Raw genomic sequence first — 25172 nt, 5'->3', positions numbered from 1 at the left:
ATTTTCAGATTTGTTACGATACAAATAATTTTGTGAGGAATTCCATGCAAGTATCCGTAGAAACTACTACTGGTCTTGAGCGTCAACTGACTGTTGTTGTACCTGCTGATCGTGTTGACAACGATGTAGCCAAGCGTGTTCAACAGACAGCTCGTACTGTTCGTCTGGACGGCTTTCGTCCTGGTAAGGTGCCAGTTAAGGTGGTTAAGAAGCGCTACGGCCAAGGTATCCGTCAGGAAGTCATCGGTGAGGTTGTGCAGCAGAGCTTCTATGAAGCGATTGAGCAGGAAAACCTGACACCCGCTGGCGGCCCAAATGTTGAATTCAAAACCGACAAAGAGGGCGAAGATTTCGCTTACACGGCAACGTTTGAAGTGTATCCTGAAATCGCGCTAGCTGATTTCTCCAGCGTTGAGATCGAAAAGAATTCCGCTGAAGTAAAAGACGCTGATCTTGATCAGATGATCGATACTCTGCAGAAGCAGCAAGCCGCTTATGAAGAAGCGGATAAAGCAGCGGCTGAAGGCGATCAACTGAACATCGATTTTGAAGGCACTATCGATGGTGAAGCTTTCGATGGCGGCACGGCGACCGGTATGGATCTGGTATTAGGCTCTAATACAATGATCCCTGGCTTTGAAACAGCACTGGAAGGTGTTAAAGCGGGTGAAGAGAAAGAAGTAAACGTTACTTTCCCTGAAGAATACCACGCTGAAAACCTGAAAGGTAAAGATGCTAAGTTCAGTGTTAAGGTGAACAAAGTTTCTGTTCAAGTACTGCCAGAACTGAACGAAGAGTTCTTCGCTAAGTTTGGTATCGCAGAAAACAGCGTTGAAAACTTTAAGGTTGAAGTACGCAAAAACATGGAGCGTGAACTGAAGCAAGCGCTGAAGTCTAAGCTAAAAGAAGCAGTCTTCGGTAAGCTGGTTGAAGTGAATGCGATTGATGTGCCTGCCGCGCTGATCGATGGTGAGATTGATGCGATGCGTCGTCAAGCGATTCAGCAGTTTGGTGGTGCGGATGCCAATATCGATCCTAACATGCTGCCGAAAGAGATGTTCTCTGAACAGGCTGAAAAGCGTGTTAAAGTCGGTCTGTTGGTCTCTGAAGTTGTTAAAGCTAACGAACTGAAAGTAGATGATGATCGTGTGCGTGCGACTGTTGAAGAGCAGGCTGCCACTTATCAAGAGCCACAAGAAGTGATCGACTGGTATTACAGCAATCAAGAGATGCTGAATCAGATCCAGAATCTGGTTCTGGAAGATCAAGTTTTGGATCTGCTGCTTGAGTCTGCTAAAGTTAGCGAAACTGAACTAAGCTATGAAGACGCAATCAAGCCTGCAGCACCGGCTGCTGAAGAAGTTGAAGAGGCGTAATTGCCCTTCGCCTTAATTGCGTTTATAAAAGAACGGTTGTCGGCTTAAGGTCGGCCGCCGTTTTTTTTTCTGGACGTGCGATGAGCACGTTGTCAAGGATCTAGGAGAGAATTCAATGTCGGATTTTTATGATGGCCCTACCGTAATTACTAGCAGTGGTCTGGTGCCCATGGTTGTTGAGCAATCAGCACGTGGTGAGCGTTCTTACGACATCTACTCTCGATTACTGAAAGAGCGTGTTATTTTCATGATTGGCCAGGTTGAAGATCATATGGCTAATCTGGTGGTTGCTCAGCTTCTTTTTCTGGAATCTGAAAATCCGGATAAAGATATTCATCTGTATATTAATTCGCCCGGTGGTTCGGTAACCGCAGGCTTGTCTATCTATGACACCATGCAGTTTATTAAGCCAGACGTTAGCACGATGTGTATCGGTCAGGCCGCCAGCATGGGCGCTTTACTGTTGACGGGTGGCGCGGCGGGCAAGCGTTTCTGTTTGCCGCATTCGCGCATGATGATTCATCAGCCGTTGGGCGGTTATCAGGGGCAAGCGACTGATATTGAGATCCATACTCAAGAAATTTTGAGTATTCGTGACAAATTAAATAGCATTATGTCGCATCACACCGGTCAAGATATGACTACCATCAGTAAAGATACTGATCGGGATAACTTTATGTCACCTGAGCAAGCGGTTGAATATGGCCTAATCGATCAGGTAATGAGTCGTCGTTAAAGGGCTTGTCAGGTTGTTTAGATGGTGCACCTCGCTTGAAGTTTGATGTCATACGGTGCACATTGTTCGCTATACTGTGGCTAACGCGATAAAGAAATTAAAGGGCCTGACTAGTCAGCTTGGTTGGGACAAATAGAGGAAGTTGAATGTCTGACGATATCAACGGTAAAGAGGGAGGCGATGACAGCAAGCTGCTGTATTGCTCTTTCTGTGGTAAAAGCCAGGACGAGGTTAAAAAACTGATTGCAGGTCCGTCTGTTTTTATCTGTGATGAATGTGTCGATCTTTGTAACGACATCATCAAAGAGGAGATTCAAGACGCAGAAGCTCCACAAGAAGATGGGGATCACCTGCCGACTCCGGCTGAGATAAAAAATAATCTGGATGCTTACGTTATTGGTCAAGAACGGGCCAAGAAAGTACTGTCCGTCGCGGTTTATAACCACTACAAGCGGTTGCGTTTTCAGCAAACCGCAGGCGACACCGATGTTGAACTGGGTAAGAGTAATATCTTGCTGATAGGCCCCACCGGTAGTGGTAAAACATTGTTGGCGCAAACCTTGGCGCGGATGTTGAACGTGCCGTTTACGATTGCGGATGCAACCACCTTGACCGAAGCGGGTTATGTGGGTGAGGATGTTGAAAACATCATCCAAAAGCTGCTGCAAAAGTGCGATTATGATGTCGAGAAGGCGCAGCTGGGTATTGTTTACATCGATGAGATCGATAAGATCTCACGTAAATCAGATAACCCATCCATCACCCGTGATGTCAGTGGTGAAGGCGTACAGCAGGCGCTGTTGAAGCTGATCGAAGGTACGGTTGCCTCTGTACCACCGCAAGGTGGACGTAAGCATCCGCAGCAAGAATTTTTACAGGTTGATACCTCGAATATTCTGTTTATCTGTGGTGGCGCTTTTGCTGGGCTTGATCAAGTTATCAAACATCGTAGTGAGAAAAGCTCTATTGGCTTCAATGCGGCGGTTATCAGCAAAGAAGAAACCAAGAAAGTCACCGATGTGCTGGTCGATCTCGAATCTGAAGATCTGGTTAAGTACGGTCTGATTCCAGAGTTTGTGGGTCGTCTACCGATGATTGCCACACTGACCGAGCTGGACGAAGAAGCGCTGATTCAGATTTTGACCGAGCCTAAGAACTCACTGACGAAGCAGTATACGGCTTTGTTTGGTATGGAAGGCGCTGACTTAGATTTCCGTGAAGACGCGCTCAAGGCCGTGGCTGCCAAAGCGTTAGAGCGTAAAACAGGTGCCCGTGGTTTGCGTTCTATCCTTGAAGAGCATCTGCTGGATATCATGTATAGCCTGCCTTCTGAGAAAGGCATTTCTAAGGTTGTTATTGATGAAGGTGTTATCACCGGAGACTCTGATCCAATTCTTATCTATGAAAATCAGGACGCGCCAAAAGCGGCGTCAGAAGACTGATTAGCAAAGATAGATAAAGACGCGCCCTCGGCGCGTTTTTTGTGTGTCGCACACAAGCTCCTAGGATAAGCGCGGGTTTGGCTTAAAATAGGATGCATACACTAGAGCTTAGGCGGGCTAGCGATTAGAATGAGTGCCTGCCTTAATGTAAGAAAGAGATTTTCCAATGGGAAGAAAGTTTGAAGTACGTAAGGCTTCCATGGCTAAGACTCAGGGAGCTAAATCCAAGGTATATGCCAAGTATGGCAAAGAGATCTATGTTGTTGCAAAAAATGGTGGCGTCGATCCTGAGGGTAACCTGTCTCTGCGTCGCCTCATCGAGAAAGCCAAAAAAGATCAAGTACCGGCCCACGTGATAGAAAAAGCGATCGACAAGGCTGCAGGCGGCGGTGGTGAAGATTTCCTGCCAACTCGCTATGAAGGCTTTGGTCCTGGTGGCTGCATGGTTATCGCCGATTGCCTGACCGATAATAACAACCGTACGTTTGGTGATGTTCGAGTGGCGTTCAACAAGGGTAAAGCCAAGTTGGGTGGTCAGGGCACGGTTGCCCATATGTTTGATCATCAGGCTGTATTCGTTTTTCCCCATGACGATGAAGATGAAATTCTCGAAACGCTCATGGAAGCCGATGTTGATGTGACCGAGGTCGAAAGCGAAGATGGCAACATCACTGTTTACGCACCGCATACCGAGTTTTTTAAAACGAAGACAGCCTTGCATGAAGCCTATCCCGATCTTGTGGTCGAGGTAGAAGAGATCACCTTCATTCCTCAAACCTATGTTGAACTGGCCGGTGAAGACCTTGAACAGTTCGAAACCTTTTTAGAGATGTTGAACGATGTAGAAGACGTTCAAGAGGTTTACCATAACGTAGAGATGCCGGACGAGTAACTCGCGCCATCGTGCTAAGCAATAAAAGAGGCTGATGTGAAAACATCGGCCTTTTTTGTTTGTTTAATGCACTGCTTAAACGTTACAGAAGCGTTGCTCGAACGTCACAGGCTGCATGACTTGCAGAGGTTCGAAAGGGCCCAAGTATTTTTACATGCCTTTCAGATTTAACCTCCCTTGTGGAGAGATACTCAATCATGACGGGTAGCGAGCGACGCCTTCGTCGCGATTAATCGATGCTGATTGAAGATCGAACTAGCGCTTTGATTTAATGGCATATGGTTATTATGATTAAAGGCAGTTTTATGGCAGGGATGCTGCCAGCTTCGCTGAGGTGAGTGTTACATGACTAGGTGTTTTTGATGTGTGAATTGAAAGTAGCATTTGAAGCAATAAAGATATACCAAACACAATATACTCAAGTGGATAAGCTATGGGGGTACTTTAGTGTCGTCACATTGGCAATGATCGGTTTTGTCCTCAGCAGTGACATTCCGCCAAAATCGTTTTTAGAACCCATGACCATTGTTGCTGCTTACCTTGTTTTTTGTATAGGAAATCATCAAGCACTTATCGCGGGTCAAAAACAACTGGAACAGTTCGCGATTATTGCTCAAGCTTGCGCCGGTAAGGCGGAGTTAGAAGTAAGTTCAATAAACCCTATACCGCACACTCAGATTAAAAAATTTCATTTAAGCGTCGTTATCGCGGTTAGTATTGGTGTGATGATTGTCGCTTGGTTTTAAGCGGCATATTCAAGCGGGTTAAATCAGAGGCTTACCTCGGCCGTTTTTTCTAACAAAGGCGCCAAAAATAGCGCTCATATGATGTGAAGTACTTGTTATCTCAACTGTAGCGAGCGACGCCCTCGTCGCGATTAAATCAATATTGATTGAAAATCGAACTAGCGCTTTGATTTAATGGCATATGGTTATTATGATTAAAGGCAGTTTTATGGCAGGGATGCTGCCCCGACAGATAGGGCTGTTTTGTAAAATACCTATCTATTTTTACGCTAAGTTTTTGCTATATAGAGTTAAAATTTCTTGTTATGTGGCTGAATATTGATCGTTTTGTACCGGCTTTATGCGTGCTCAGTCTTTGAGGTAACGCGAACAATTTATTGGTATAAATCAGGAGAGCGGATGATAAAGTCTGATAAATTTTGGGATAAAACAGCGGAAAAATATTCCAAGAAAGCGGTGCCTGACGAAGAAAAGTATCAAAACAAACTTGCTGAAACACAGGCATTTCTTTCTGAGGATATGCATGTGTTGGAGTTTGGCTGTGGAACGGGAACGACTGCACTTCATCATGCTGCCGCCGTACGTAAAATTGATGCAATTGATATTTCGCAGAAAATGATTGAAATTGCGCGGGGTAAGGCTGCAAAAGCAGAAATAAACAATGTTGCTTTTACGCTAGGCACGCTAAAGGATTTCAATGCAGGTGCTTGTAGTTTTGATGCTGTTCTGGGGTTAAATGTAATTCATCTAGTAGCAAATCGAACTGAACTGATAGCCGAGGTTGCTAGAATTCTTAAGCCCGGAGGCGTTTTTGTCAGTAGTACCGGCTGCTTAGGGAATTCGAGCTTTCGATTTCTCAAGTTCATCGCGCCATTATTTAAACTGACAGGCCTTATACCGGATATTTTCATTGTTAGCGAAGCGCAATTAGCTGACGAAATCAAAAATGCTGGGTTTTCCATAGAGCGGCAGTGGCATCATGGGCCGCAAGGTATCGATGTGTTTATAATTGCCAAAAAATTATGAGCGAGTTCTCAGTGTTAAGTCGACTCAAACCTGTTGCGCTAGCGGATTTCCCTGAGGATAGATTATTGTTGTGTTTGGCTTGTGGATGATGTTGCGGTTCGCAGGCTCATCAGCGCCCTATGATTACAATGTGACAACCCGAGCAGCCAGTGCGATCAAAATGCCGCCTGTGAGACGGTTAACCCATTGACTGCGTTTCTGTAGCGTTTTTAATACTGGGCCGTGAGATAACAAAAATACGACCAATGTATACCAAAGACCATCTACCAGTGCGGCGGTGGCGGTCATGATTATATGATCGGTAAAGCTGGCATCTGGGCTGACAAATTGCGAGAACAGGGCGATAAAGAAGATCGCTAGTTTGGGGTTGAGGACTGAGATGGTCGCCCCTTCGATACCCGCCGTCAGTATCGATGCCTGTTTGCCTCCCTGCACACCAAAAGCCGAATCCTTACCGGCCCGAATTGCTTTAACGCCGATCCAGGCTAGATAACCTGCACCTAACCAAGTAATTACCTGAAACGCTAATTGAGATTGCGCGACGACAATCGCCAGACCCGAAATCGTTGCGAAAGCCCAGAGGCCAACACCTGCGGCATGGAACCAACTAGCAGCTAAGCCGTGGCCGCGACTGTTACTGACGGTTTGCTTAAGGACGACGGCGAGGCTTGGTCCGGGCGACATGGCACCCAAGCAGCAGATAGCGAGGAGGGAGAGCCAAGCAGTTAAAGTCATGAGATGTCTCTGAATATGTGATGTTGATGTGACAGCAATGGTTGAATTCGGCACGATTGGAAAAAAGCACCTAAGCTGATAGATAATTATATTACAGCGCTGCGACAGGAACCAGAGATCAGGCAGGGTGGTGATATCGAGTGTTAATGTTTGATGCTGTCGATGCGATCAAGTGTTGGCTATAGATGTACGTATTAATCGAGGATGTTAGTCATGCGAAGTTTAGAAACTGTGTCCGGTTTTTGCCCTTATTGTGGTGAGCCTGTGGAGTTATTGGTGGATTGTAGTGGCGGAGATCAGCAGTATATCGAGGACTGTCATGTCTGTTGTAAGCCGATCACGGTCGAAGTTAAGCTCGATGATGCTGAGCCTGAGGTGGTTCTCAAAACTGAAAATGAGGTATAAAAAACGCCGCTGAGTGTGCGGCGTTAGCGATTGGTGCTGGGCTGTCGGTTAGTCGATCAGTCCATAATCGTTGCGTAGAATCTCGATGATCTCTGCTTTCGGATTTTCCGAGAGCGTTAATTTTTCACCGATAATTTTCTCAGCAATACCGACATAGGTGTCAGACACTTTTTGCAGTAATGCGGCGGGTAGGGCGTTATCTTTAGCCAGGGCATAGCGCTCTTCCATGCGATCCTTATTAATGAGGATATCGGGATCAGGGAAGAAGTTAAGCAGTTCTTGACGGAATACCTCTTTCGAGTTTTCAACCACCTTGCCTTCACGATAAGACGGGCCATCCCATATCCGTGATGAGTCAGGAGTACCGACTTCATCCATATAGATTAGCTTTTCATTACCGGCTGCATCGGTGACATAACCAAACTCAAATTTAGTATCGACAAACACTTGATCAATTTTTTCGAGTTCGTTACTAATGACATCAAAACCTTCTTGCAGCAGTTTTTCGTAAACCGCGATATCGTCCTTAGAACGGAACTGAAAGGCTTCATAGTTATTGCTGATGTCATCACGGGTGATGTTTACATCATCGACTTCAGGTACGCCGGGAATGCCGCTGAGAATACCCTTGGTAGACGGGGTAATCAGTAACTCGGGCAGTTTCTGATCTTTTTGCAGATCTTCGGCAATCTGAATACCGCAAAACTCGCGTTCACCTTTGGCGTATGAACGCCACATCGAGCCGGTAATATACTGACGGCAGATTGCTTCAATCATCACCGGCTTGGCTTTCTGTACAATCCAGACAAACGGGTGCGGGATATCAAGGATGTGGCTATCGGCTAGGCCGTTTTCACGGAACAGTTTAAACCAATGGTTAGAAATGGCATTCAGCGCTGCGCCTTTGCCTGGAACGCCATTCATGCCACCTTCACCATGCCAGATGCATTCGAAGGCAGAGATACGGTCGCTAATCACCATAATGGCCAAGGGCGCATCGGCGGCTACATCATAGCCTTTTTCTTCAATTAGGCGACGACTATCCGCTTCGGTCAACCAGTAAACGGAGCGTACTTTTCCACTGTGTACCGGAAGATCGGTACGGATCGGCAGATCATTGTTTACTGCCAAAACCTTATCAGCAAGACTCATTGCACTTTGTCCTGTATCTTAAAATAGATTAATAAAGTTCCAGAATAACAGCGTTTGCCTAACTAAAATGGCACTGCAGAGCGGGCAGTCATAGACAGGATGAATCGCTGAATATTTCTGCCAGATTCTGGAACAAGGATATTACACAGATTTGTACCCCCTCGCTACAGGTTGGTGGCTTGATTTATGTTCGTTGGCAGGCTGATGACAATCCTGCATCGCCGTGTTACTGGGCTCTGCCTGTTCATATGCTTTATCGATATCTAACATATTCTTTTTTTATCTAAGCTTTGCCGCAAATTGATGCTGAATTCTTGACGTAATGTGACTGCGTAACACCTTAGGTACTCAATTCCAAGATAGACATAGTTGAGCCTAAGTCCCTTGTTTTATGGTGGTTATTTTTCCTTTGTAACAAAAAATTGTACGGCTGAGAGGCCGACGACTAAAGTAATGAATGTATAAAGTATCTCCTGTTATACTGCATCACCCACACTAACAAGGTGATGCCGTGACTGATTCTTCATCTGATGCTTTTGCTACTGCGGAAGCGACGTTTTATCAACTCAACCCTAACGCGCGTTGGTTTGTCCTCGCGAGTATCTGTATCACGCTATTCATAGTGCCGATGTCGATGTCTGGGGTGAACATGGCACTACCGGCGATTGCTGCAGCATTGCATGTTGATGCGGTTTGGTTGAGCTGGATTACGACGGCGACATTATGGGGGAGTATTGTGCTGCTGCTGCCCGCGGGCCGAGTTGCCGATATGGTCGGTCGCAAACCGATCTTTATGTTGGGTTTGATGGGCTTTTCGTTAGCTTCTTTGCTGGTGTTTGTGGTTGATTCTGTGGCTGTCTTACTCTGGGTGCGGGTGTTACAGGGGTTATTTAGTAGTCTTATTTTTGCCACGGCGATGGCGATCATTGCCACCGTGTTCAGTGATAATAATCGTGGTTCGGCACTGGGGTTTGCCTCCACCTCTGTTTATCTGGGACTGACCTGTGGCCCGTTAATTGGTGGTTGGCTAACCGAACATGTGGGCTGGCAGGGTGTGTTCTGGGGGCCGTTATTGTTGGCAATCGTTGCCATTATCTTGGCCTTTATCTACATTCGTAATGATCACCGTTCTGCGCAACCTACTCAACCGCTAGATTGGTTGGGATCGCTTATCTTCGTTGCTATTGTCACACTGCTGTTATTTGGTTTGTCGGGCTTGCCGGATGTATTGAGTGGCGTCATGTTAGTGGTGGGAATGGTGCTGGTGGTGGTGTTTGTACGTTATCAGAATCGCTGTCAGTACCCCTTGGTGCGGTTTAGTTTATTGGCCTCTAATCGAGTGATGAGTCGTTCATTAATGGCGAGTTTTATGATGTACTCGGCGAATTACCCGGTGCTCTTCTTATTAAGTCTTTATCTGCAATATCTACAGGCGTTGTCACCGAGCGAAGCAGGTCAGTTGATATTAATACAAGCATTGATTATGGCCGTGTTAGCGCCGATTGCAGGGCGGCTATCGGATCGCTATGAGCCACGGTTGATTGCGACGATTGGTTGCCTTTTCTTCGGTATCGGCTTTGTGGTGTTGATGTTTTTACAGGCAGATAGTCCGCTCAATCATGTGATGATTGCGCTATGTTTGCTGGGGGTCGGATTTGGCTTGTTTTCCACCCCCAACAACAATGCGGCGTTAGGGGCGGTGCCTAAAGAGCGCCTGAGTATTGCATCGGCGCTACTTAATTTAGCACGCACCAGCGGTAATATGTTTAGTATGGCGATTGTTATGATGTTAATGAGTCAGTTTTTCGCCGGTGAGCAGATTCATCCTGAACGTTATCCCGATCTACTGCTGGTGGTGCAGTTAGGTTTTGCCAGTGCCGCCGGGTATAGCTTTTTAGCGGCCTGGTTCTCCTATAGCCGAGGTAACGTGACGCGGTAACGCAAGCGTATGGCTACTTGATGCGGCGTTGTAAGCCTTTTTGCGCGATGATACGCGTGGCGATCTCTTCGATGGAGAAATGGGTGGTATTGATATACGGGATGTTTTGTTGCCGCAACATTCGCTCGACACTCTGTACCTCATCTTCACATTGATCAAGCGATGCGTATTGACTGTTGGCGCGACGTTCATGCCGTATGGCTGCGAGTTGAAAGGGGTCGATGGTCAAGCCAAATAGTTTATCTCGATAAGGTTCTAGCACCTCGGGTAGCTCTGTGCTGTTAATATCGCTATCCGTGAGTGGGTAATTGGCGGCTCGAATACCAAATTGTAGCGCCATATAGAGGCAGGAGGGGGTTTTGCCGCAGCGAGAGACACCGGTTAAAATAATGTCGGCTTTATCGTAGTGTCGCGTTTTCGCACCATCATCATTCTCCATGGCAAAATTGACTGACTCTATGCGATCCATATAGGTGTTGACTTCATTGATCGAGTGCGACTTGCCAACGCTATAGGATGAATGACTGCCGAGTTCGAGTTCTAATGGTTTGAGAAACGCCGAGAAGACATCGATCTTATAGGCACTGCTGGTGGCTATAATGGCGCGAGTCGCCTCATCGACGATGGTATCGAAGACCAGCGGTCGGTGTCCGTCATCATTACCTGCCTTATCAATAACTCTGACGGCTTCGTTCGCCTTTTCGGCGTTATCGACATAAGGCAGCGTTACTTTATTAAATGAAATCGAACCGAACTGCGCGAGTAAGCTATTGCCAAGTGCTTCTGCTGTAATGCCTGTACCATCGGAGATAAAAAAAGCGGTTCGTTTCATAACTTAAAACTGTCCTATGTCATCGAGATATCGTGTCTGAGCGCTATTATTACGCTATTGGTGCAGGCTGTATATCAAACTATCCTATAAAGCAGGAAGTTGGTTAACGTACTGAACTTAAGTGCAGAATTACAGTATCATTAGCGCCATATCTCAATATTTAAGGAGTGTACGGTTTTGCAGGAATATATCGTTCGTCTGGATCAGGTGGGTATGAGTGACATTGAACAAGTGGGCGGTAAAAACGCTTCACTGGGTGAGATGATCACAGAGCTGTCGGATGCAGGGGTAAAGGTGCCCGGCGGCTTTGCTACCACGGCCACTGCATATCGGGACTTCTTAAAGCACAAGCAACTGGATCAGCGCATCAGTGATGCGTTAGCACAGCTTGATCCTAACGATGTGCAGGCGCTGACGGTAACCGGTAAACAGGTGCGTCAGTGGATTCTTGATACGCCCTTTCCTGAGGCCCTCGATAATGCCATTGAACAGGCATTTACTGATATGGGAGGGGATGCCGAGCAAGCGGTCGCTATTCGTTCCTCGGCGACCGCTGAGGATCTGCCGGATGCATCATTTGCTGGTCAGCAAGAAACTTTCCTCAATATCCGAGGTTTGGCGAATATCAAAGCGGCGATCCATGAGGTGTTCGCTTCGCTATACAATGATCGCGCGATTTCTTACCGAGTGCACCATGGCTTTGAGCACCATGATGTCGCCCTCTCGGCGGGTATTCAACGCATGGTACGCAGTGAAACCGGTACGAGTGGTGTTATGTTTACCTTGGATACCGAATCAGGCTTTAAGCATGTGGTGTTTATTACCGCGGCGTATGGCTTGGGTGAAACCGTCGTGCAGGGGGCGGTTAATCCGGATGAGTTTTATGTCTATAAGCCGACCCTTCGACAGGGTGCGCCGGCGATTTTACGGCGTAATTTAGGTACTAAAGCGATTAAGATGGTCTATGGGGCCGAGGGTACCACGCAGGGAGCGGTTGAAACCGTTAAGGTAGCGAGGGAACAACGCCAACAGTTCTCTATCAATGATGATGATGTGCAGCGATTGGCACAGATCGCCATGACGATCGAACAGCATTATGGACGCCCAATGGATATCGAGTGGGCTAAAGATGGTGACGATGGCGAACTCTACATTGTTCAGGCACGCCCCGAAACGGTAAAAAGTCGTGATAAAACGGCCATTATCGAGCGTTATCTACTCAAAGAAACGGGTAAGGTGTTATTGGAAGGGCGTTCTATCGGGCATCGTATTGGCAGTGGCCCGGTGCGTATCGTCGATAGCCTGAGTGATATGGCTAAGATTCAGCCGGGTGATGTCTTAGTAACCGATATGACCGATCCCGACTGGGAGCCGGTGATGAAGCGGTCTGCGGCGATTATTACCAACCGCGGTGGGCGGACCTGTCATGCCGCGATTATTGCCCGAGAGCTGGGCATTCCTGCGATTGTCGGCTGTGGTGATGCGACTGAACGTTTAAGCGATGATCAGGAAGTGACGGTTTCTTGTGCGGAAGGTGATACTGGCCGCGCGTATGAGGGCCATTTGGATTTTGAACATCAAACCAATAAAGTCGATTCAATGCCGCCCTTGCCCTTAGATATCATGATGAATGTGGGTAATCCCGATCGTGCGTTTGATTTTCAGGCGTTACCCAACGCGGGTGTTGGGTTGGCCCGCCTAGAGTTTATTATTAACCGAATGATTGGCATTCACCCAAAGGCGTTGATTGAATTTGAGCTTCAGGATGCCGCCCTTCAATCGACCATTGCGCGACGGATAGCCGGTTATGAAAATCCGATTGAGTTTTATGTGGCGAAGCTGGTGGAGGGGATCTCTACATTGGCGGCGGCGTTCTATCCCAAAAAAGTGATTGTGCGCATGTCGGATTTTAAATCCAATGAATATGGTCACCTTATCGGTGGTGATGCCTATGAAGCCCATGAGGAAAACCCTATGTTGGGTTTCCGAGGGGCGAGTCGCTATATTTCAGAATCATTTCGGCAGTGTTTTGAGTTAGAGTGTCGGGCGCTTAAATATGTTCGTGATGTGATGAAACTCACCAATGTGGAAGTGATGATTCCCTTTGTGCGCACCGTGGGTGAGGCGCGTCAGGTGGTAGAGTTGCTGGCCGAGAATGGTTTGACGCGCGGCGAAAACGGCTTGCGACTGATCATGATGTGCGAAATACCGTCTAATGCACTGTTAGCCGAACAATTCTTGGAATACTTCGATGGTTTTTCCATTGGCTCCAACGATCTAACGCAACTGACGTTGGGACTGGATAGGGATTCTGGTGTGATTGCCCATCTATTTGATGAGCGTAACGATGCGGTACGTAAGTTATTGGAAATGGCTATTCAGGCCTGTCGAGCGCAAGGAAAGTATGTCGGTATCTGTGGTCAAGGGCCTTCCGATCATCCTGATTTGGCGCGCTGGTTGATGCAGCAAGGGATCGATTCGGTGTCCTTGAACCCTGATACCGTTCTCGAAACCTGGTTTTTTCTTGCTAATGAAGAGCAGCAAGCTCATTAAGCTTATACCGTTATCTATAGGGTGTTTAGCACATTTCAGCCCTGAATTGACGAATGACACATGCAGTTAGATCGGTTTATACAGCTTAATACGCCTTACAGTCGGCAGCGGGTGAGATGTCTGCTGGCTGAGGGACGGGTAACCGTGGCAGGTCATGTCGTGAGGGATGGCTCCGTTGAGGTGGATCGTTTTATCCCTATCAGTCTCGATAATCAGTGTTTGCAGGCAGCACAAGCGTACTATTTGATGTTGCATAAGCCTGCCGGGGTTGTTAGTGCAACGCAACACCCCGAACATCAAACGGTTATTGATTTGATTCCCGAGGAACTACGACAGGGGTTGCACCTTGCCGGTCGTTTAGATCTGAAAACCACAGGATTGCTATTGCTGACCAATGATGGTCAATGGTCTCGACGTATCACTCAGCCGAGTTCAAAAATAGCCAAAGTGTATCGAGTCACGACGCAAGATGAGGTGGCCGTTGAGGCCGAAGCGGTGTTTCGGCAGGGGATCTACTTTGGTTATGAAGATATCACCACGCAACCTGCCGAACTGCAACGGCTAGACCGTTATCATTCCCGTCTGACACTCTATGAGGGGCGCTACCATCAGGTTAAACGCATGTTTGGTTACTTCGATAATGAGGTGACTGAGTTACACCGTGAACGGGTCGGCGAATTAACGCTTGATCCCGACTTACTTCCCGGTGAATTTCGGCCACTTAGCGTCGCCGAAGTGGCGCTTTTTTAAGCCTATTTTTGTGTAGCAGAATAATGAACCCAGCTAAAGCACCGATGAGGTGAGCGAGGGGATAGGCGGGCCAAGGGCTTTGACTCAACAACGCTTGCTGACTACCGAGTTCCCAGACGAGTTTACTAAGACAGATGAGCAGCGGTAGCCAGCCGTTAATGGATGATTGTTGCTGCGCGAAGAGCACTAGGCTAATTATCAGCGGGGCAAAGAGTATTCCGGAGAGTCCGGCATAACGCTGAATCGTCGCGCCATTGGATAATAAATGCAGATCCAGTAGGGTGATAGCGGCGAGCAGAGATAGCAGCAGTAACGTGCGCGAATGTCGTTCAAGATAGCCTGCGGCAAGGGCAAAGGCTAACAGATCCCACTGTAAGTGACTGAGGGATGTATGGCTGAGATGCCCGGTGAGTAAGCGCCAAAACTGTCCTTGTTGAATTAACGCTTGATCGAAATAACCTAGCTCAAACAGCGGCGGCGCTAAACTAAAGGGCAGGGAGAGTAAGATGATCGTTAAGGTGACCCAAGGCCTGCAAGCACCTCCCGCGTTAACGGGAGGCTCCTTTCGATTGCTTGTCAGTGTTAATGATTGATTCATAACCACCTCAAACCGATTTACGTTGGCGTTTGTTACCCACATATACCCACAGTAACGCCCCTATCAAGAGCAGTAACCAATGGTCAATGGCGCCTGATCCACCGCCTAATGAGGCTCTGTTTTGGGATGGATCAAACATCGGCTGGCTATCGGCTCGATGCTTATTGGCCACATTCTGTGATTGTGATGACGATTGTTGAGACGATTGTTGAGACGACTGCTGTTGCGATGATTGCTGTAAGCGTTGTTGTCGGGCTTGGTTTTCAGTGGCAACCCGTTGCTGGTTATTGCGGTCGATATTTAACTGTTTAAACATCTCATCCCGCACAACCAGCATCGAGGTGTAATCGGTAACAAGGTCATACTGGATAGCCAGATCAGTGATTGCTTCAATACTATCAGCATTAGCCTCTTGGCCCTCGCCGAGATAATCCATTTTGGCTTGCATATTTTCAATGCTAGCAAAGGCCCAGATTCGTTCTAGTTCGGGATGCAATAAACTCTGTTGTGGTAGTGTGACATCGGTACTGTAGTGACGTGTTTGTCCGCCGACCTTTGCCGTAAGTTTGACGTTCACTGGTCCTGGGGTGCGATAGTGGCCCAATACGGTGAGTTGTTCGCCGCGGTAGAGTGAGCCGATTTGATCCGGTGTCAGGTCGGTTACTCGGCCGCCATCAATGGTCAGTTGAACATCGCGTAACGCCTGGTGAGTCATCTTGCTGGTGGCCAGCATCAATTGGCCGACGATATCATCGGCATTAGACACACTGATGGCAAAACCGTTAGACACCTTGGTCATGCTGTTCAGTAGGGGCCGGTTCGCGCTGTTGCCCATGACAAAGGTGAATAGCCGAATATCGGCAGCTTCCATGAGTTCAAGAAAGCGCTTCTTCTCGGTGACACCGACATTCGCGACGCCATCGGTGACGAGAATCATGGCGGTGCTTCTATCGGCATCAAGCTGTTGTAATCCCTGCGACAAACCTGCGTAGAGGTCGGTGCCATTGCGAGGTTGGTATTGTTCCAACTGATTCAGCAACGGGTTAATGTTTGCAGGTATAGCGGCTTGGAATCCCTGAGAAAAGTCACTGGCGCGGTTGTTAAATAAGATGATTTTAAAGCGATCTTGCGGCTGTAATTTAGCCAATCCCTGACGGACACCTTCGATCAAGGTGCTGTATTTTCCCTGCATAGAGCCGGATACATCCAACACAAAGACCCAATCTCGTTCGCCCTGTAAAACACTCAGATCATCCCCCGGTGTCAGTGTCATCATGAAGGTGCCGGTTTTATTGTTGGCGGCTTTATAGCTTAGCAAGTCGACACTGCCGGGCAGGTTTTCACGGTGACGCCAATAAACCATAATATCTTTATCAAGGCTGGCAGGGGAGAGGTGGCTCTTGGTCATGCTTTGGCGATCAGCGCTGGAAGGATCTTCTTCAGCCGCATCGCCGTTTTGGCCGACGGCTATGTCCGTGGCTCGATTGGTTGTTTGATTGCCGAGGCTAACGCGCCATTGTTGCGGATTCAGTTGCTGGATAGCGGCCTGAGAATGCTGCGGCAGGCGAATAGAATCGATCGGATAACCGGACGCGAGCGTCATGTTGAAGCTGAATTTTTCATCAACGGTCTCGTTGCGACTCCAAAAGGCATTTTTTTGCTCGTCAACACCGCCATCTTCTAAGGGATAAACATAACGGCCAATGCCGGAATCCACATGGGCGGGTTGGATATAGACCAATTTAATGCGCACATCGCTGTTGGGCTGCACCGGGGTGACATTAATATCGAAGCTTTTATACTGGTCTTGCTCGACCAGTGCGGCTTCACGGCCCGCTTGTTTTTCCTGCTCATAGATCTGTCGTGCCTGCTGCTTTTTAATCACTTCACCGGTAACCGGTTTGCCATTAATCCAATAGGTGAACTCACCGACAGCCGCATGATCCGGCAGGGGGAAGCTATAAATTGCTTCCAACGCTTGCGGGTTTGGGTTATGAAAAACCTGCTCGATACTGGTGACCGCGTAACTGTGTTCCAGTACGACGTTGACGTGGTGCTCTTTAATCCTTAGATCGGGAAGGTTTGACTGAATCGGCTTGAGCAGTCCGGCGGCATCGACGGATGGGGTGACACCGAAGGTGAGTGCGGCACTCAAGGCAAGAGCGCTGGAAAATAGTTTATTGTTCATATCGATCCTCTTAATTCTTTTGACTGAATCTAAACGGCGGATGTCAGTGCGTTGAAGTCAGAGAGATCATGTCGTGAGCCGTGCGTTGAACATAGCAAAACGCTTGAGGTATCACATAACGATACCTGGAGTTGAGTTAGCCGTGATAAATAAGGGAAGAAGGACTGTTGGAGTTATTCTTTGCGGTAGTGCTTAAACAGGCTGTACTGCCACTGTCGTATCGCCAGCACCATCGTATTACCATGTTTTTGATCCATTGGTAGGGCATAGTCATCTCGAATCAGGCTATTAAACTCTTCCGCGATGCGTTGCATTTTTTTCTGCAAGGCCAGATTAGCCTCAGGGGTGAGTACGCCGTTCAGCACGATTAGCTTTTCGTGTTTCTTATCAAACCGTGATTGAAAAAAATCCTGTTCGACCTTTTGCTGGAAGAACTGTTGAATCGGGCCATTGGGCAGCCAGGTGAAATTAGGGTCGATCAACAGTTTAATCCGGTTGTTGGGCTGTAGCTCGATAAACCGTAGACGATCGAGTTGGGCGAGTTTGCGAATACAATCGTGTTCACTGATGGCGTAATGATCGACAATATCTTGAAAGCCAAATCCATTGATGACACTGACGGCAATCAACAGTAATTCAAGATCGGAGGCGATCTCTTGCTCCTGTGCTCGGCTGAGCTGTGTCAGTCGTTGCTGTTCCTGTGCCATTAGCTTAAATAAGCCGGTCAGTTCTAAGCCAGCCAGATCGGCAATAATCTCAAGGCGTTGCAGAGTGAAGTTCTGTTCCGAGAACAGCCGTTTCACCGAGGCCTCACTGAGTTGCAGAGCTTCGGCAACATCGATATAGGTCTTCCCCTGAGCTTTTAGTTGTTTCTTCAGTGTTTGAATCAGTGCTGCTGCCTGCGCCATAAGATTTTTTTGCCTCCACTCAATGATGATATCGACAGCTTGTTTTTAGCATAAACATCGGCGGAGATCTGCCCGAAATGGCATAAAGACTCACATCTTTCTATTTATACCGTTATCTTTGAGGTCTTTCTTGTCCTTGAAAAAAGCTTTAATTACAGTAATGTTGGCTGGCAGAAGCGCCTAACTATAATCAGGAATAGATGTGACCTATAAAATCCCCTCGTCCTTGAGCACTGAGCGATTAGTGCTGGAGAAAACCACAATCGATGATTGGTCCGCGTTGCACCAATTTTACCAAGATGAAGAATCGACTCGTTACACCACCGGTCGCCCATTAACCGAAGGGGAGAGTTGGCGTATCGTGGCGGCGTTGATCGGTCATTGGGAAATACACGGCTATGGCCCCTATACGGTAAAGCTTAAAGACAGCGGAACAATTATTGGGCTGGTGGGCCTTTGGTATCCCGGTGACTGGCCTGAGCCGGAAATTATGTGGTCATTAATACCCGGTTTTAGCGGTCAGGGATATGCTTCAGAGGCGGCCTTAGGCGTGCGCGCTTTGGCGGCGACTTATCTACCCGAACTGCACCTGATCAGTTTGATCTTTGAGCAAAACCAAGCGTCGCGCAAACTGGCGTTAGCAGTGGGGGCTACGCTCGAACGTAAGTTTGTTTTTCGCGATAAAGAGGCGTTGATCTATCGGCATCCTTCAGCGCTGAATACGGGTCAACACGATACCGGTCAAAATGCCGATTAAGGCAAACAGGCTACTCGGTGGCACCTTATCGCCGAGTATCAGTGTGCCGGCGAAATAGGCCACCACGGGGATTAAGAAGTTACAGTTCGACAGAAAACTAGGACCGGCCCGATTAACCACGATAAAGTAAACAATGGAGGCGATGCCGGCGGGCATTAAGCCGAGCCAAAAAAGCGCGAATACCGCGCTAGGTGAAGCCAACATGGAGATTTCGTGAGTGATGCTGGACGCATTGTAAATCACGAAAGGTAATATCAAGCCGGTTGCACAGATCATCATCCCCGCGCCGCCGATTAACGGATTAAAGGTAGGCAGTAATCTGATCAGTACGGTATTGATGGCATAGCTACTGGCGGCGGCTAGAATCGCCAGCGCGCCTAGTAAGTCGATGCTACCGGCGCCAAATGGATTAAGTAAGACCGTCACACAACTAAAGGCAACGATGAAACCGAGGAATTTATAACGGTTAAGTTGTTCACCGGCGACCAAGTAGTGAGCGATCAGCATGGTGACGAAGGGCATCACCGACATCAGCACCCCCGTGCTAGCCGAAGTGACGTAATTTTGTCCCCAAGTAATCAAGATAAAGGGCATCGCGCTGCCAAATAAACCGAGCAGCATAAAACTCCCCCAGCTTTTAATATCCCATGGCAAACGTAAGCCACGCGAATAGGCAAAAAGCACAATGACGACGGCACCTAAGCTAATCCGCGCGGTGGTCACCGTGAGTGAGGACAAGCCGCCTTGCAGAGCGATGGAGGTCACCATAAATGAGGAGCCCCAGGTTATCACGAGGAAGCCAAGTAAGAGCCAGTTGATCAGTTGTGGTGTAAACACGAGTTAGGTCTGCGCTGAAGGTCGGGAAAACGCGTAAGTTTATACTACTCTTGACGCTAAAGCTTTAATCTTGCGGGATGGTTTTAGTTGTTATCTAGCTGCTATTATTTAAGTTTGTGGTTGAGTGGATATGAGGCTTATCGATAGCGAGCTTTCACTGCCGCTTAAGTTTGTTGAGGCGAATGTTAAGTATTCATTTTAAGTACTCTTTTTAAGTACTCTTTGTTAAGCGCTAACAAACATCGTTTAATGCGTTTTTCTTAACCCGTTAAGGATCTTTATGAAGTCGTTTTTAATGCTTGCTGGCAGCATCGTTATCATCTCGATGATGTTAGTGACCGGTTATTTAGTCTTGCAGGGAATCAAGTCTCGCGAGCAAACGCCTCCCGGCTTGGTGAATGGCGAACTGACCCCCTGTGGTATGAAGCCCAACGCTGTTTGTAGTCGTCAATCTACCGATCAAGCCCATTATATTGCACCGATTCGATGGCAAGGGGAGAGTTTAACCCCCGTGCTCAAGATAATTGAGCATTTAGGTGGCCGTGTTGTGAGTCAAGACGCTGATTATATTGCGGCTGTGTTTAGCTCGAAGCTGTTTGGTTTTGTCGACGATCTTGAACTGTTACACAATCAAGCTGAGGGTGTTATTCAGGTTCGCGCCGCTGCTCGAGTAGGGTATTCCGATATGGGTGTGAACCGGCAGCGGGTTGAAGCATTACGGCAATACTTGGAGCAGCAGGAATGAGTCGTAACAACACCACTGACTATCTCGCGGGTTATTCGTCTGAGCTGCAACAGCAAGCAGGTCAATTGATCGATACCGGTAAGTTGCCGGATTATCTACGCAAGCGTTATCAGGGCAAACACTCGGTGGCCTCTTCTAAGGCGTTGTATCAATACACGCTTGCGTTAAAAAACACACATCTGAAAAAATCGGCGCCGTTGAGTAAAGTGGAATATGACGACCGTATTGATGTGATTCACAACGCGTTAGGGTTGCATACGCATATCTCTCGAGTACAGGGTAATAAGCTACGGGCTAAAAAAGAGATTCGTATTGCCTCTTTATTTAAGCAGACTCCCGAGCCCTTTTTGCGCATGATCGTGGTGCACGAGTTGGCGCATATCCGTGAAAAAGAGCATAACCGAGCGTTTTATAACCTCTGTCAGTATATGGAGCCAGACTACCATCAACTGGAGTTAGATTTGCGACTCTACCTAACCTGCCTCGAGCTGTTTGGGCCGCTCGACTGAAGTAACTTGCAAAATATGTATTCTCTTTTTTCTAAGGTGACCGATGGCTGATCTGCAGCTTTACCAATATAGTCTGATTGGCCTACTGTTTGTTTGGAGCGGGTTTATCCGTTCAGGACTCGGTTTTGGCGGTTCGGTACTGACCTTGCCGTTTCTGTTATTCATTATTGATGATCCGTTGATCTTTTTGCCAATTATCGGTGTGCATCTGATGGTGTTTTCGTTGCTGATTACTTGGCAAAGTCGTCAACGGATGCAGCAGACCGCCATGATGGATCAAGCGGCGGTGTCGAGTATCGATTGGCGCTATCTACGTTACGCGCTGTTGATCATGATTGTACCTAAAATGATCGGGATCTTCGGGCTGCTAACCCTGTCTAGTTCGCTGATGAGCGCCATTATCTATGTCATTGTGATTGCCTATGCCATTAGCTATGTGCTTAACCGGCCTTTCAAAAGTAATCATCGCAGTTTGGATATCTTGTTTTTGGTGCTGGGAGGCTATGTCAGCGGCACCTCGTTGATTGGTGCGCCGCTGATTGCTGCGGTATTTGCATCCCATGTGAGCCGTGAAAGGTTACGCGATACGCTGTTTGTGCTCTGGTTTATTCTGGTAGTGATTAAGTTGAGCTCCTTTATTGTCGCCGGCATTGATCTGCAACTTATTCATCATCTCTGGCTGTTGCCCTGTGCCTATATTGGTCATCTGTTGGGTCAGCAGATGCATAGCAAGTTGATGAGTGCGGACACGCGGATATTTTATCGGGTACTCGGCACGGTGCTAATCGTGGTGAGTAGTTTGGGGCTTATGAAAACGCTGCTGATATGAATCTCGGTGGCTGATCGGTTGAACGCTGTTGTCATTAAATTGCGGGGAAATGTCATTTTCTTGTTACGGCTAAGTGATTAGAGTGATTTATTTTAAGGGAGCTATTATGTCGATCTGGAAAACCGAGATGAGTGCTGAGGCGTTACAGACCTTGTGCAAAAATACTTTAGTCGAGCACCTAGGGATTCAAATCACCGAGGTAGGTGATGATTATGTTTGTGCGTCGATGCCTGTTGATAATCGCACCCATCAGCCGATGGGGTTGTTGCATGGAGGGGCTTCGGTGGTGTTGGCTGAAACACTGGGCAGTGTGGCGGCTCAGTTAGCGACAGAATCAGGGCAACACTGTGTTGGGCTTGAAATTAATGCTAATCATTTGTCGAGTATTCGTACCGGTCATGTGTATGGTAAAGCCTCGCCGATTCATATCGGTCGCTCGACTCAAGTATGGGATATTCGCATCGTTGATGAAAACGAAAAGGCGATTTGTGCATCCCGTTTAACAATGGCGGTTTTAGAAAAAAACTAAATTCATTTTTAAGAAAAATTGCTCTGAAAAGGGTATGAGTGGCCTATTTTGGGTGTTAGACTCTTAAATCAACAAGCCGGCAAAATTGCCGGCTTTTTTTATTTTTTAACCTGAGTTTCAACTGTTAAACACACAGTTGAAGAGAGATGCTTCGTGCGTAAAACCCTGCTGTCATTAATTGCTCTATTGAGTAGCTGTATCATCCTTTATCTAGGTATCGGCCTGATGAATATTCTAGTGCCATCGAGGATGAGGCTAGAAGGGATGACGACCGACACCATCGGTCTCGTGCTATCCATGTATTTCGTGGGTATGTTCACCGGCGCTATTTACAGTAAACAGCTGGTTAAACGGGTGGGCCATATCCGGGTGTTTGCTGGTAGTCTGGCCATTGAGGCGATCTGTATATTGGCCTTCACACTCGAGACGAATGCTATTCTTTGGGGAGGGTTAAGGGTACTGCTAGGTTTCAGTCATGCCAGTCTGTTGACGGCGATGGAAAGCTGGCTCAGTGATACCGCGACTGAAGAGACGCGCGGTAAAATGTTGGCCGTCTATAATGCCTGTATCATGACCGGTTTGTTTTGTGGTCAGTTTTTGATGGGGGTGGCCGATCCTTCCGATAATACGCTGTTTGTGTTGGTGGGGATTCTGTTCTGCTTAGCAGCACTGCCGGTTTTATTTAGTAGTGAGAAAGGCCCGATTATTGAAACGGTAGCGCCGATGTCGATTATCTCGTTATTTAAGATATCGCCGCTCGGGGTTGTGACCTGTCTCATCGCCGGTGCGGTGTATTCAGCCCTCTTTAACCTGTTGCCGGTGTTTGCCTCCGAATATAATATCAGTGGTTTCAAGCTATCGCTGTTTATGGGTTGTGCGGTTCTCGGCGCGTTTTTATTGCAGTTTCCGGTGGGGCTATTGTCCGATCGCCTTGATCGACGCACAGTGTTACTCGGATTGTTATTGTTATCATCGGTATTGGCGGTTGCCATTGTACCGTTGGCGGCACTCGAAATGATGCTAGCGCTGTTTGTTGTGTGTGGTGTGACCTCCGGTATTGTTGCCTGCTATTACCCGCTGAGTGTGGCAGAAGCATTCGATAAGCTGAAAAAAACAGAGATGGTCGCGGCCATGGGCAGTATGCTGTTGGCGTATGGTGTCGGCGGGGCGATCGGTCCTTATACGGCCTCCTTGATAATGGAAGCCTACGGTAGTGCGAGTCTGTTTTACTGTATAGCGGTGACGAATATGTGTTTGGCACTGTTCACTATCTATCGAATGACCGTGAGAAAGGCCTTGCCGGTGGAAGATCAGGAAGGTTTCGTTATGCAGAGTGAGGCATTATCGACTTCGGTTCATCTTGACCCTCGGATGGAGTACAGCGAACCGGAAGCGCATTTGAGTTCTGAGGCTGAATTGGCGATGAGTATTGCCGAATCAGACCCGGCGGCAGCGGTTAGGTTGGCTCGCGCGTTGACTATGAAGAATCCTGAAAAGGGTACTGAAGTGGCAGCGGCCGTGGCACAGGTGCCCGGTATTGATGTGATGCGCCTTTATGAAGTCATGAAGGAAGCGGCGCCCTATCAGATTTTGGACATCACTCAGGCGATTGTTAAGGCGAAGCCAGAATTGGCGGCGGATCTGGTATCACGACTAGCCGAGTGGTATCCCCAGCAGGTGGTGCCGGTGGCGATCGAAGTGGGTCGCGTGTTCCCCGATATGCGGATTGAGATGGCGCGGATTGCGGTTGAGTCGGCACCTGAATCAGCCACGCAGGTAGCGGAATATTATGCCCACCTGATTGCTGAAGAGCGCGAGTCGATTCGACCGGCAGATCGGGAAGATGATACCAGTGAGTCAGACGCGCTGAATATGGCCACAGAACTGTGGGATGCTAACCCAGATCAAGCATTGGATATTGCGGTAACGATGGCCGAATCGGTGCCCGAAACGGCTGTTGCCATGACTGAAGAGTATATGGCGGGCTATGATGCTGAGACGGATGCGCTAAGCGATACCGATCAGACGCCTACTCAGCAGGCGAGCGATGGCGATGACAGTGAATACGTCGATGCGGTTGAGTGGGTTTCAAGACTATCTGAAGCAGCACCTGAACAAGCACTGGATGTTGCGGCCACGGTGGTTGAAGCGGTGCCGGAATCAATGCTTGAAATAACAGAGGAATATCTGTCAGCGGTTGAAGAGGAAGAGGCGGTCGTATCGGGTGAGCCTGAAACGCCTGAGCAGCCAGAACAAAACCCCGATATAGAGGCCGAAGAGACCGATCCGGAAGAGGAAGAGCATCAGAAAGCGATTGAATGGTTAACTCGGATGTCGCAATTATCACCGGAGATGTCGCTGAACTTAGCCGTTAAAATTGTTGAGGCAGTGCCGGAAAGTGCTCAATATGTTGCTGCTGAAGTTGCTCGACTGCTGCACGAAAGTTATCAAACTGAAAATAGTATTGATAACGATGACTCTAGCGAGATCGAGGATGCCGTCGAACTGGTTAATCGTTTGCGTGAAGTGGCACCCGATAATGCCGAAGAAGTGGCTGTCGCGGTACTCGAAACGATACCTGAAGCGGCTTCAGATGTGGTGGATGCGATTAGTTCGGGTGACGAGTCTCGTGAAGGCGAGTGGGTCAATTCTATTGATCAATATAGCGAGAAACCGAATGCCTGAAAG

The 25172-nt window shown here is 47.9% G+C and carries 23 protein-coding genes; 16 read left to right on the top strand and 7 right to left on the bottom strand.

What is annotated here, in order from left to right:
* Positions 1–44: 44 nt before the first annotated feature.
* From tig to Q4488_RS07175, 6 genes are all read left to right on the top strand, one after another.
* Complete coding sequence (gene tig / locus Q4488_RS07200; RefSeq protein ID WP_303579804.1) at positions 45–1376, top strand: trigger factor; 1332 nt, start codon at positions 45–47, stop codon at positions 1374–1376.
* A gap of 115 nt (positions 1377–1491) precedes the next feature.
* Positions 1492–2112 (top strand): ATP-dependent Clp endopeptidase proteolytic subunit ClpP, encoded by a 621-nt coding sequence (gene clpP / locus Q4488_RS07195; protein ID WP_303579803.1) that lies wholly within the window; start codon positions 1492–1494, stop codon positions 2110–2112.
* 146 nt (positions 2113–2258) lie between these two features.
* Entirely contained in the window at positions 2259–3554 is a 1296-nt protein-coding gene (clpX, locus tag Q4488_RS07190; RefSeq protein ID WP_303579802.1) for an ATP-dependent protease ATP-binding subunit ClpX, read from the top strand.
* 166 nt (positions 3555–3720) lie between these two features.
* Positions 3721–4446, top strand: a complete 726-nt coding sequence (locus tag Q4488_RS07185; protein ID WP_303579801.1) for a YebC/PmpR family DNA-binding transcriptional regulator — start codon at positions 3721–3723, stop codon at positions 4444–4446.
* A 362-nt stretch (positions 4447–4808) separates the two neighbouring features.
* Positions 4809–5192, top strand: a complete 384-nt coding sequence (locus Q4488_RS07180) for a hypothetical protein (RefSeq protein ID WP_303579800.1) — start codon at positions 4809–4811, stop codon at positions 5190–5192.
* 399 nt (positions 5193–5591) lie between these two features.
* The gene (locus Q4488_RS07175; RefSeq protein WP_303579799.1) at positions 5592–6218 is read left to right on the top strand and encodes a class I SAM-dependent methyltransferase; all 627 of its coding nucleotides are present in this window, start codon (positions 5592–5594) and stop codon (positions 6216–6218) included.
* Between the two features lie 123 nt (positions 6219–6341).
* On the opposite strand, the gene Q4488_RS07170 is transcribed toward Q4488_RS07175, so the two are convergent.
* Positions 6342–6953: a LysE family translocator gene (locus Q4488_RS07170; RefSeq protein ID WP_303579798.1), complete on the bottom strand. Its 612-nt coding sequence runs from the start codon at positions 6951–6953 to the stop codon at positions 6342–6344.
* A 213-nt stretch (positions 6954–7166) separates the two neighbouring features.
* Between Q4488_RS07170 and Q4488_RS07165 the strand changes: the two genes are divergently transcribed.
* Positions 7167–7358, top strand: a complete 192-nt coding sequence (locus tag Q4488_RS07165; protein ID WP_303579797.1) for a CPXCG motif-containing cysteine-rich protein — start codon at positions 7167–7169, stop codon at positions 7356–7358.
* A 48-nt stretch (positions 7359–7406) separates the two neighbouring features.
* Here the strand turns inward: Q4488_RS07165 and Q4488_RS07160 are convergent, their stop codons facing one another.
* Entirely contained in the window at positions 7407–8510 is a 1104-nt protein-coding gene (locus Q4488_RS07160) for a phosphoribosylaminoimidazolesuccinocarboxamide synthase (protein WP_303579796.1), read from the bottom strand.
* Positions 8511–9021: 511 nt separating this feature from the next.
* Between Q4488_RS07160 and Q4488_RS07155 the strand changes: the two genes are divergently transcribed.
* Positions 9022–10449: an MFS transporter gene (locus Q4488_RS07155; protein WP_303579795.1), complete on the top strand. Its 1428-nt coding sequence runs from the start codon at positions 9022–9024 to the stop codon at positions 10447–10449.
* A gap of 13 nt (positions 10450–10462) precedes the next feature.
* On the opposite strand, the gene Q4488_RS07150 is transcribed toward Q4488_RS07155, so the two are convergent.
* Entirely contained in the window at positions 10463–11281 is an 819-nt protein-coding gene (locus Q4488_RS07150; RefSeq protein WP_303579794.1) for a pyruvate, water dikinase regulatory protein, read from the bottom strand.
* 177 nt (positions 11282–11458) lie between these two features.
* Between Q4488_RS07150 and ppsA the strand changes: the two genes are divergently transcribed.
* Both ppsA and Q4488_RS07140 read left to right on the top strand, forming a co-directional pair.
* The gene (ppsA, locus tag Q4488_RS07145; protein WP_303579793.1) at positions 11459–13834 is read left to right on the top strand and encodes a phosphoenolpyruvate synthase; all 2376 of its coding nucleotides are present in this window, start codon (positions 11459–11461) and stop codon (positions 13832–13834) included.
* Between the two features lie 60 nt (positions 13835–13894).
* A complete protein-coding gene (locus tag Q4488_RS07140) occupies positions 13895–14584 on the top strand; it encodes a 16S rRNA pseudouridine(516) synthase (RefSeq protein ID WP_303579792.1) in 690 nt (229 codons plus the stop codon).
* On the opposite strand, the gene rrtA is transcribed toward Q4488_RS07140, so the two are convergent.
* The 3 genes from rrtA to Q4488_RS07125 all read right to left on the bottom strand — a co-directional run bounded on the left by rrtA (position 14556) and on the right by Q4488_RS07125 (position 18278).
* On the bottom strand, positions 14556–15182 hold the full coding sequence (rrtA, locus tag Q4488_RS07135) for a rhombosortase (protein ID WP_303579791.1): 627 nt from the start codon (positions 15180–15182) through the stop codon (positions 14556–14558). The two genes, Q4488_RS07140 and rrtA, sit on opposite strands and share 29 nt — an antisense overlap.
* Before the next feature lie 7 nt (positions 15183–15189).
* Positions 15190–17370, bottom strand: coding sequence for a VIT and VWA domain-containing protein (locus Q4488_RS07130; protein WP_303579790.1), 2181 nt, complete (start codon positions 17368–17370; stop codon positions 15190–15192).
* Between the two features lie 173 nt (positions 17371–17543).
* On the bottom strand, positions 17544–18278 hold the full coding sequence (locus Q4488_RS07125; protein ID WP_303579789.1) for an XRE family transcriptional regulator: 735 nt from the start codon (positions 18276–18278) through the stop codon (positions 17544–17546).
* 202 nt (positions 18279–18480) lie between these two features.
* On the opposite strand from Q4488_RS07125, the gene Q4488_RS07120 reads away from it, so the two are divergent.
* Positions 18481–19035, top strand: a complete 555-nt coding sequence (locus tag Q4488_RS07120) for a GNAT family N-acetyltransferase (protein WP_303579788.1) — start codon at positions 18481–18483, stop codon at positions 19033–19035.
* Here Q4488_RS07120 and Q4488_RS07115 read toward each other — a convergent pair.
* Positions 18988–19872, bottom strand: coding sequence for a DMT family transporter (locus tag Q4488_RS07115; protein ID WP_303579787.1), 885 nt, complete (start codon positions 19870–19872; stop codon positions 18988–18990). The genes Q4488_RS07120 and Q4488_RS07115 overlap by 48 nt on opposite strands.
* A gap of 280 nt (positions 19873–20152) precedes the next feature.
* Here Q4488_RS07115 and Q4488_RS07110 point away from each other — a divergent pair, with 280 nt between their 5' ends.
* From Q4488_RS07110 to Q4488_RS07090, 5 genes are all read left to right on the top strand, one after another.
* On the top strand, positions 20153–20617 hold the full coding sequence (locus Q4488_RS07110) for a DUF1499 domain-containing protein (RefSeq protein ID WP_303579786.1): 465 nt from the start codon (positions 20153–20155) through the stop codon (positions 20615–20617).
* Complete coding sequence (locus Q4488_RS07105) at positions 20614–21126, top strand: M48 family metallopeptidase (RefSeq protein ID WP_303579785.1); 513 nt, start codon at positions 20614–20616, stop codon at positions 21124–21126. Before Q4488_RS07110 ends, Q4488_RS07105 begins: the two co-directional genes overlap by 4 nt.
* A gap of 43 nt (positions 21127–21169) precedes the next feature.
* Positions 21170–21955 (top strand): sulfite exporter TauE/SafE family protein, encoded by a 786-nt coding sequence (locus Q4488_RS07100; protein WP_303579784.1) that lies wholly within the window; start codon positions 21170–21172, stop codon positions 21953–21955.
* A gap of 106 nt (positions 21956–22061) precedes the next feature.
* The gene (locus tag Q4488_RS07095) at positions 22062–22484 is read left to right on the top strand and encodes a hotdog fold thioesterase (protein ID WP_303579783.1); all 423 of its coding nucleotides are present in this window, start codon (positions 22062–22064) and stop codon (positions 22482–22484) included.
* A gap of 153 nt (positions 22485–22637) precedes the next feature.
* Positions 22638–25169: an MFS transporter gene (locus Q4488_RS07090; protein WP_303579782.1), complete on the top strand. Its 2532-nt coding sequence runs from the start codon at positions 22638–22640 to the stop codon at positions 25167–25169.
* Positions 25170–25172 lie beyond the last annotated feature (3 nt).

Source organism: Amphritea sp. 1_MG-2023, from assembly GCF_030547545.1.
In the GTDB taxonomy this organism is placed as follows: domain Bacteria; phylum Pseudomonadota; class Gammaproteobacteria; order Pseudomonadales; family Balneatricaceae; genus Amphritea.
This window is presented reverse-complemented; position numbering and strand designations above follow the sequence as displayed.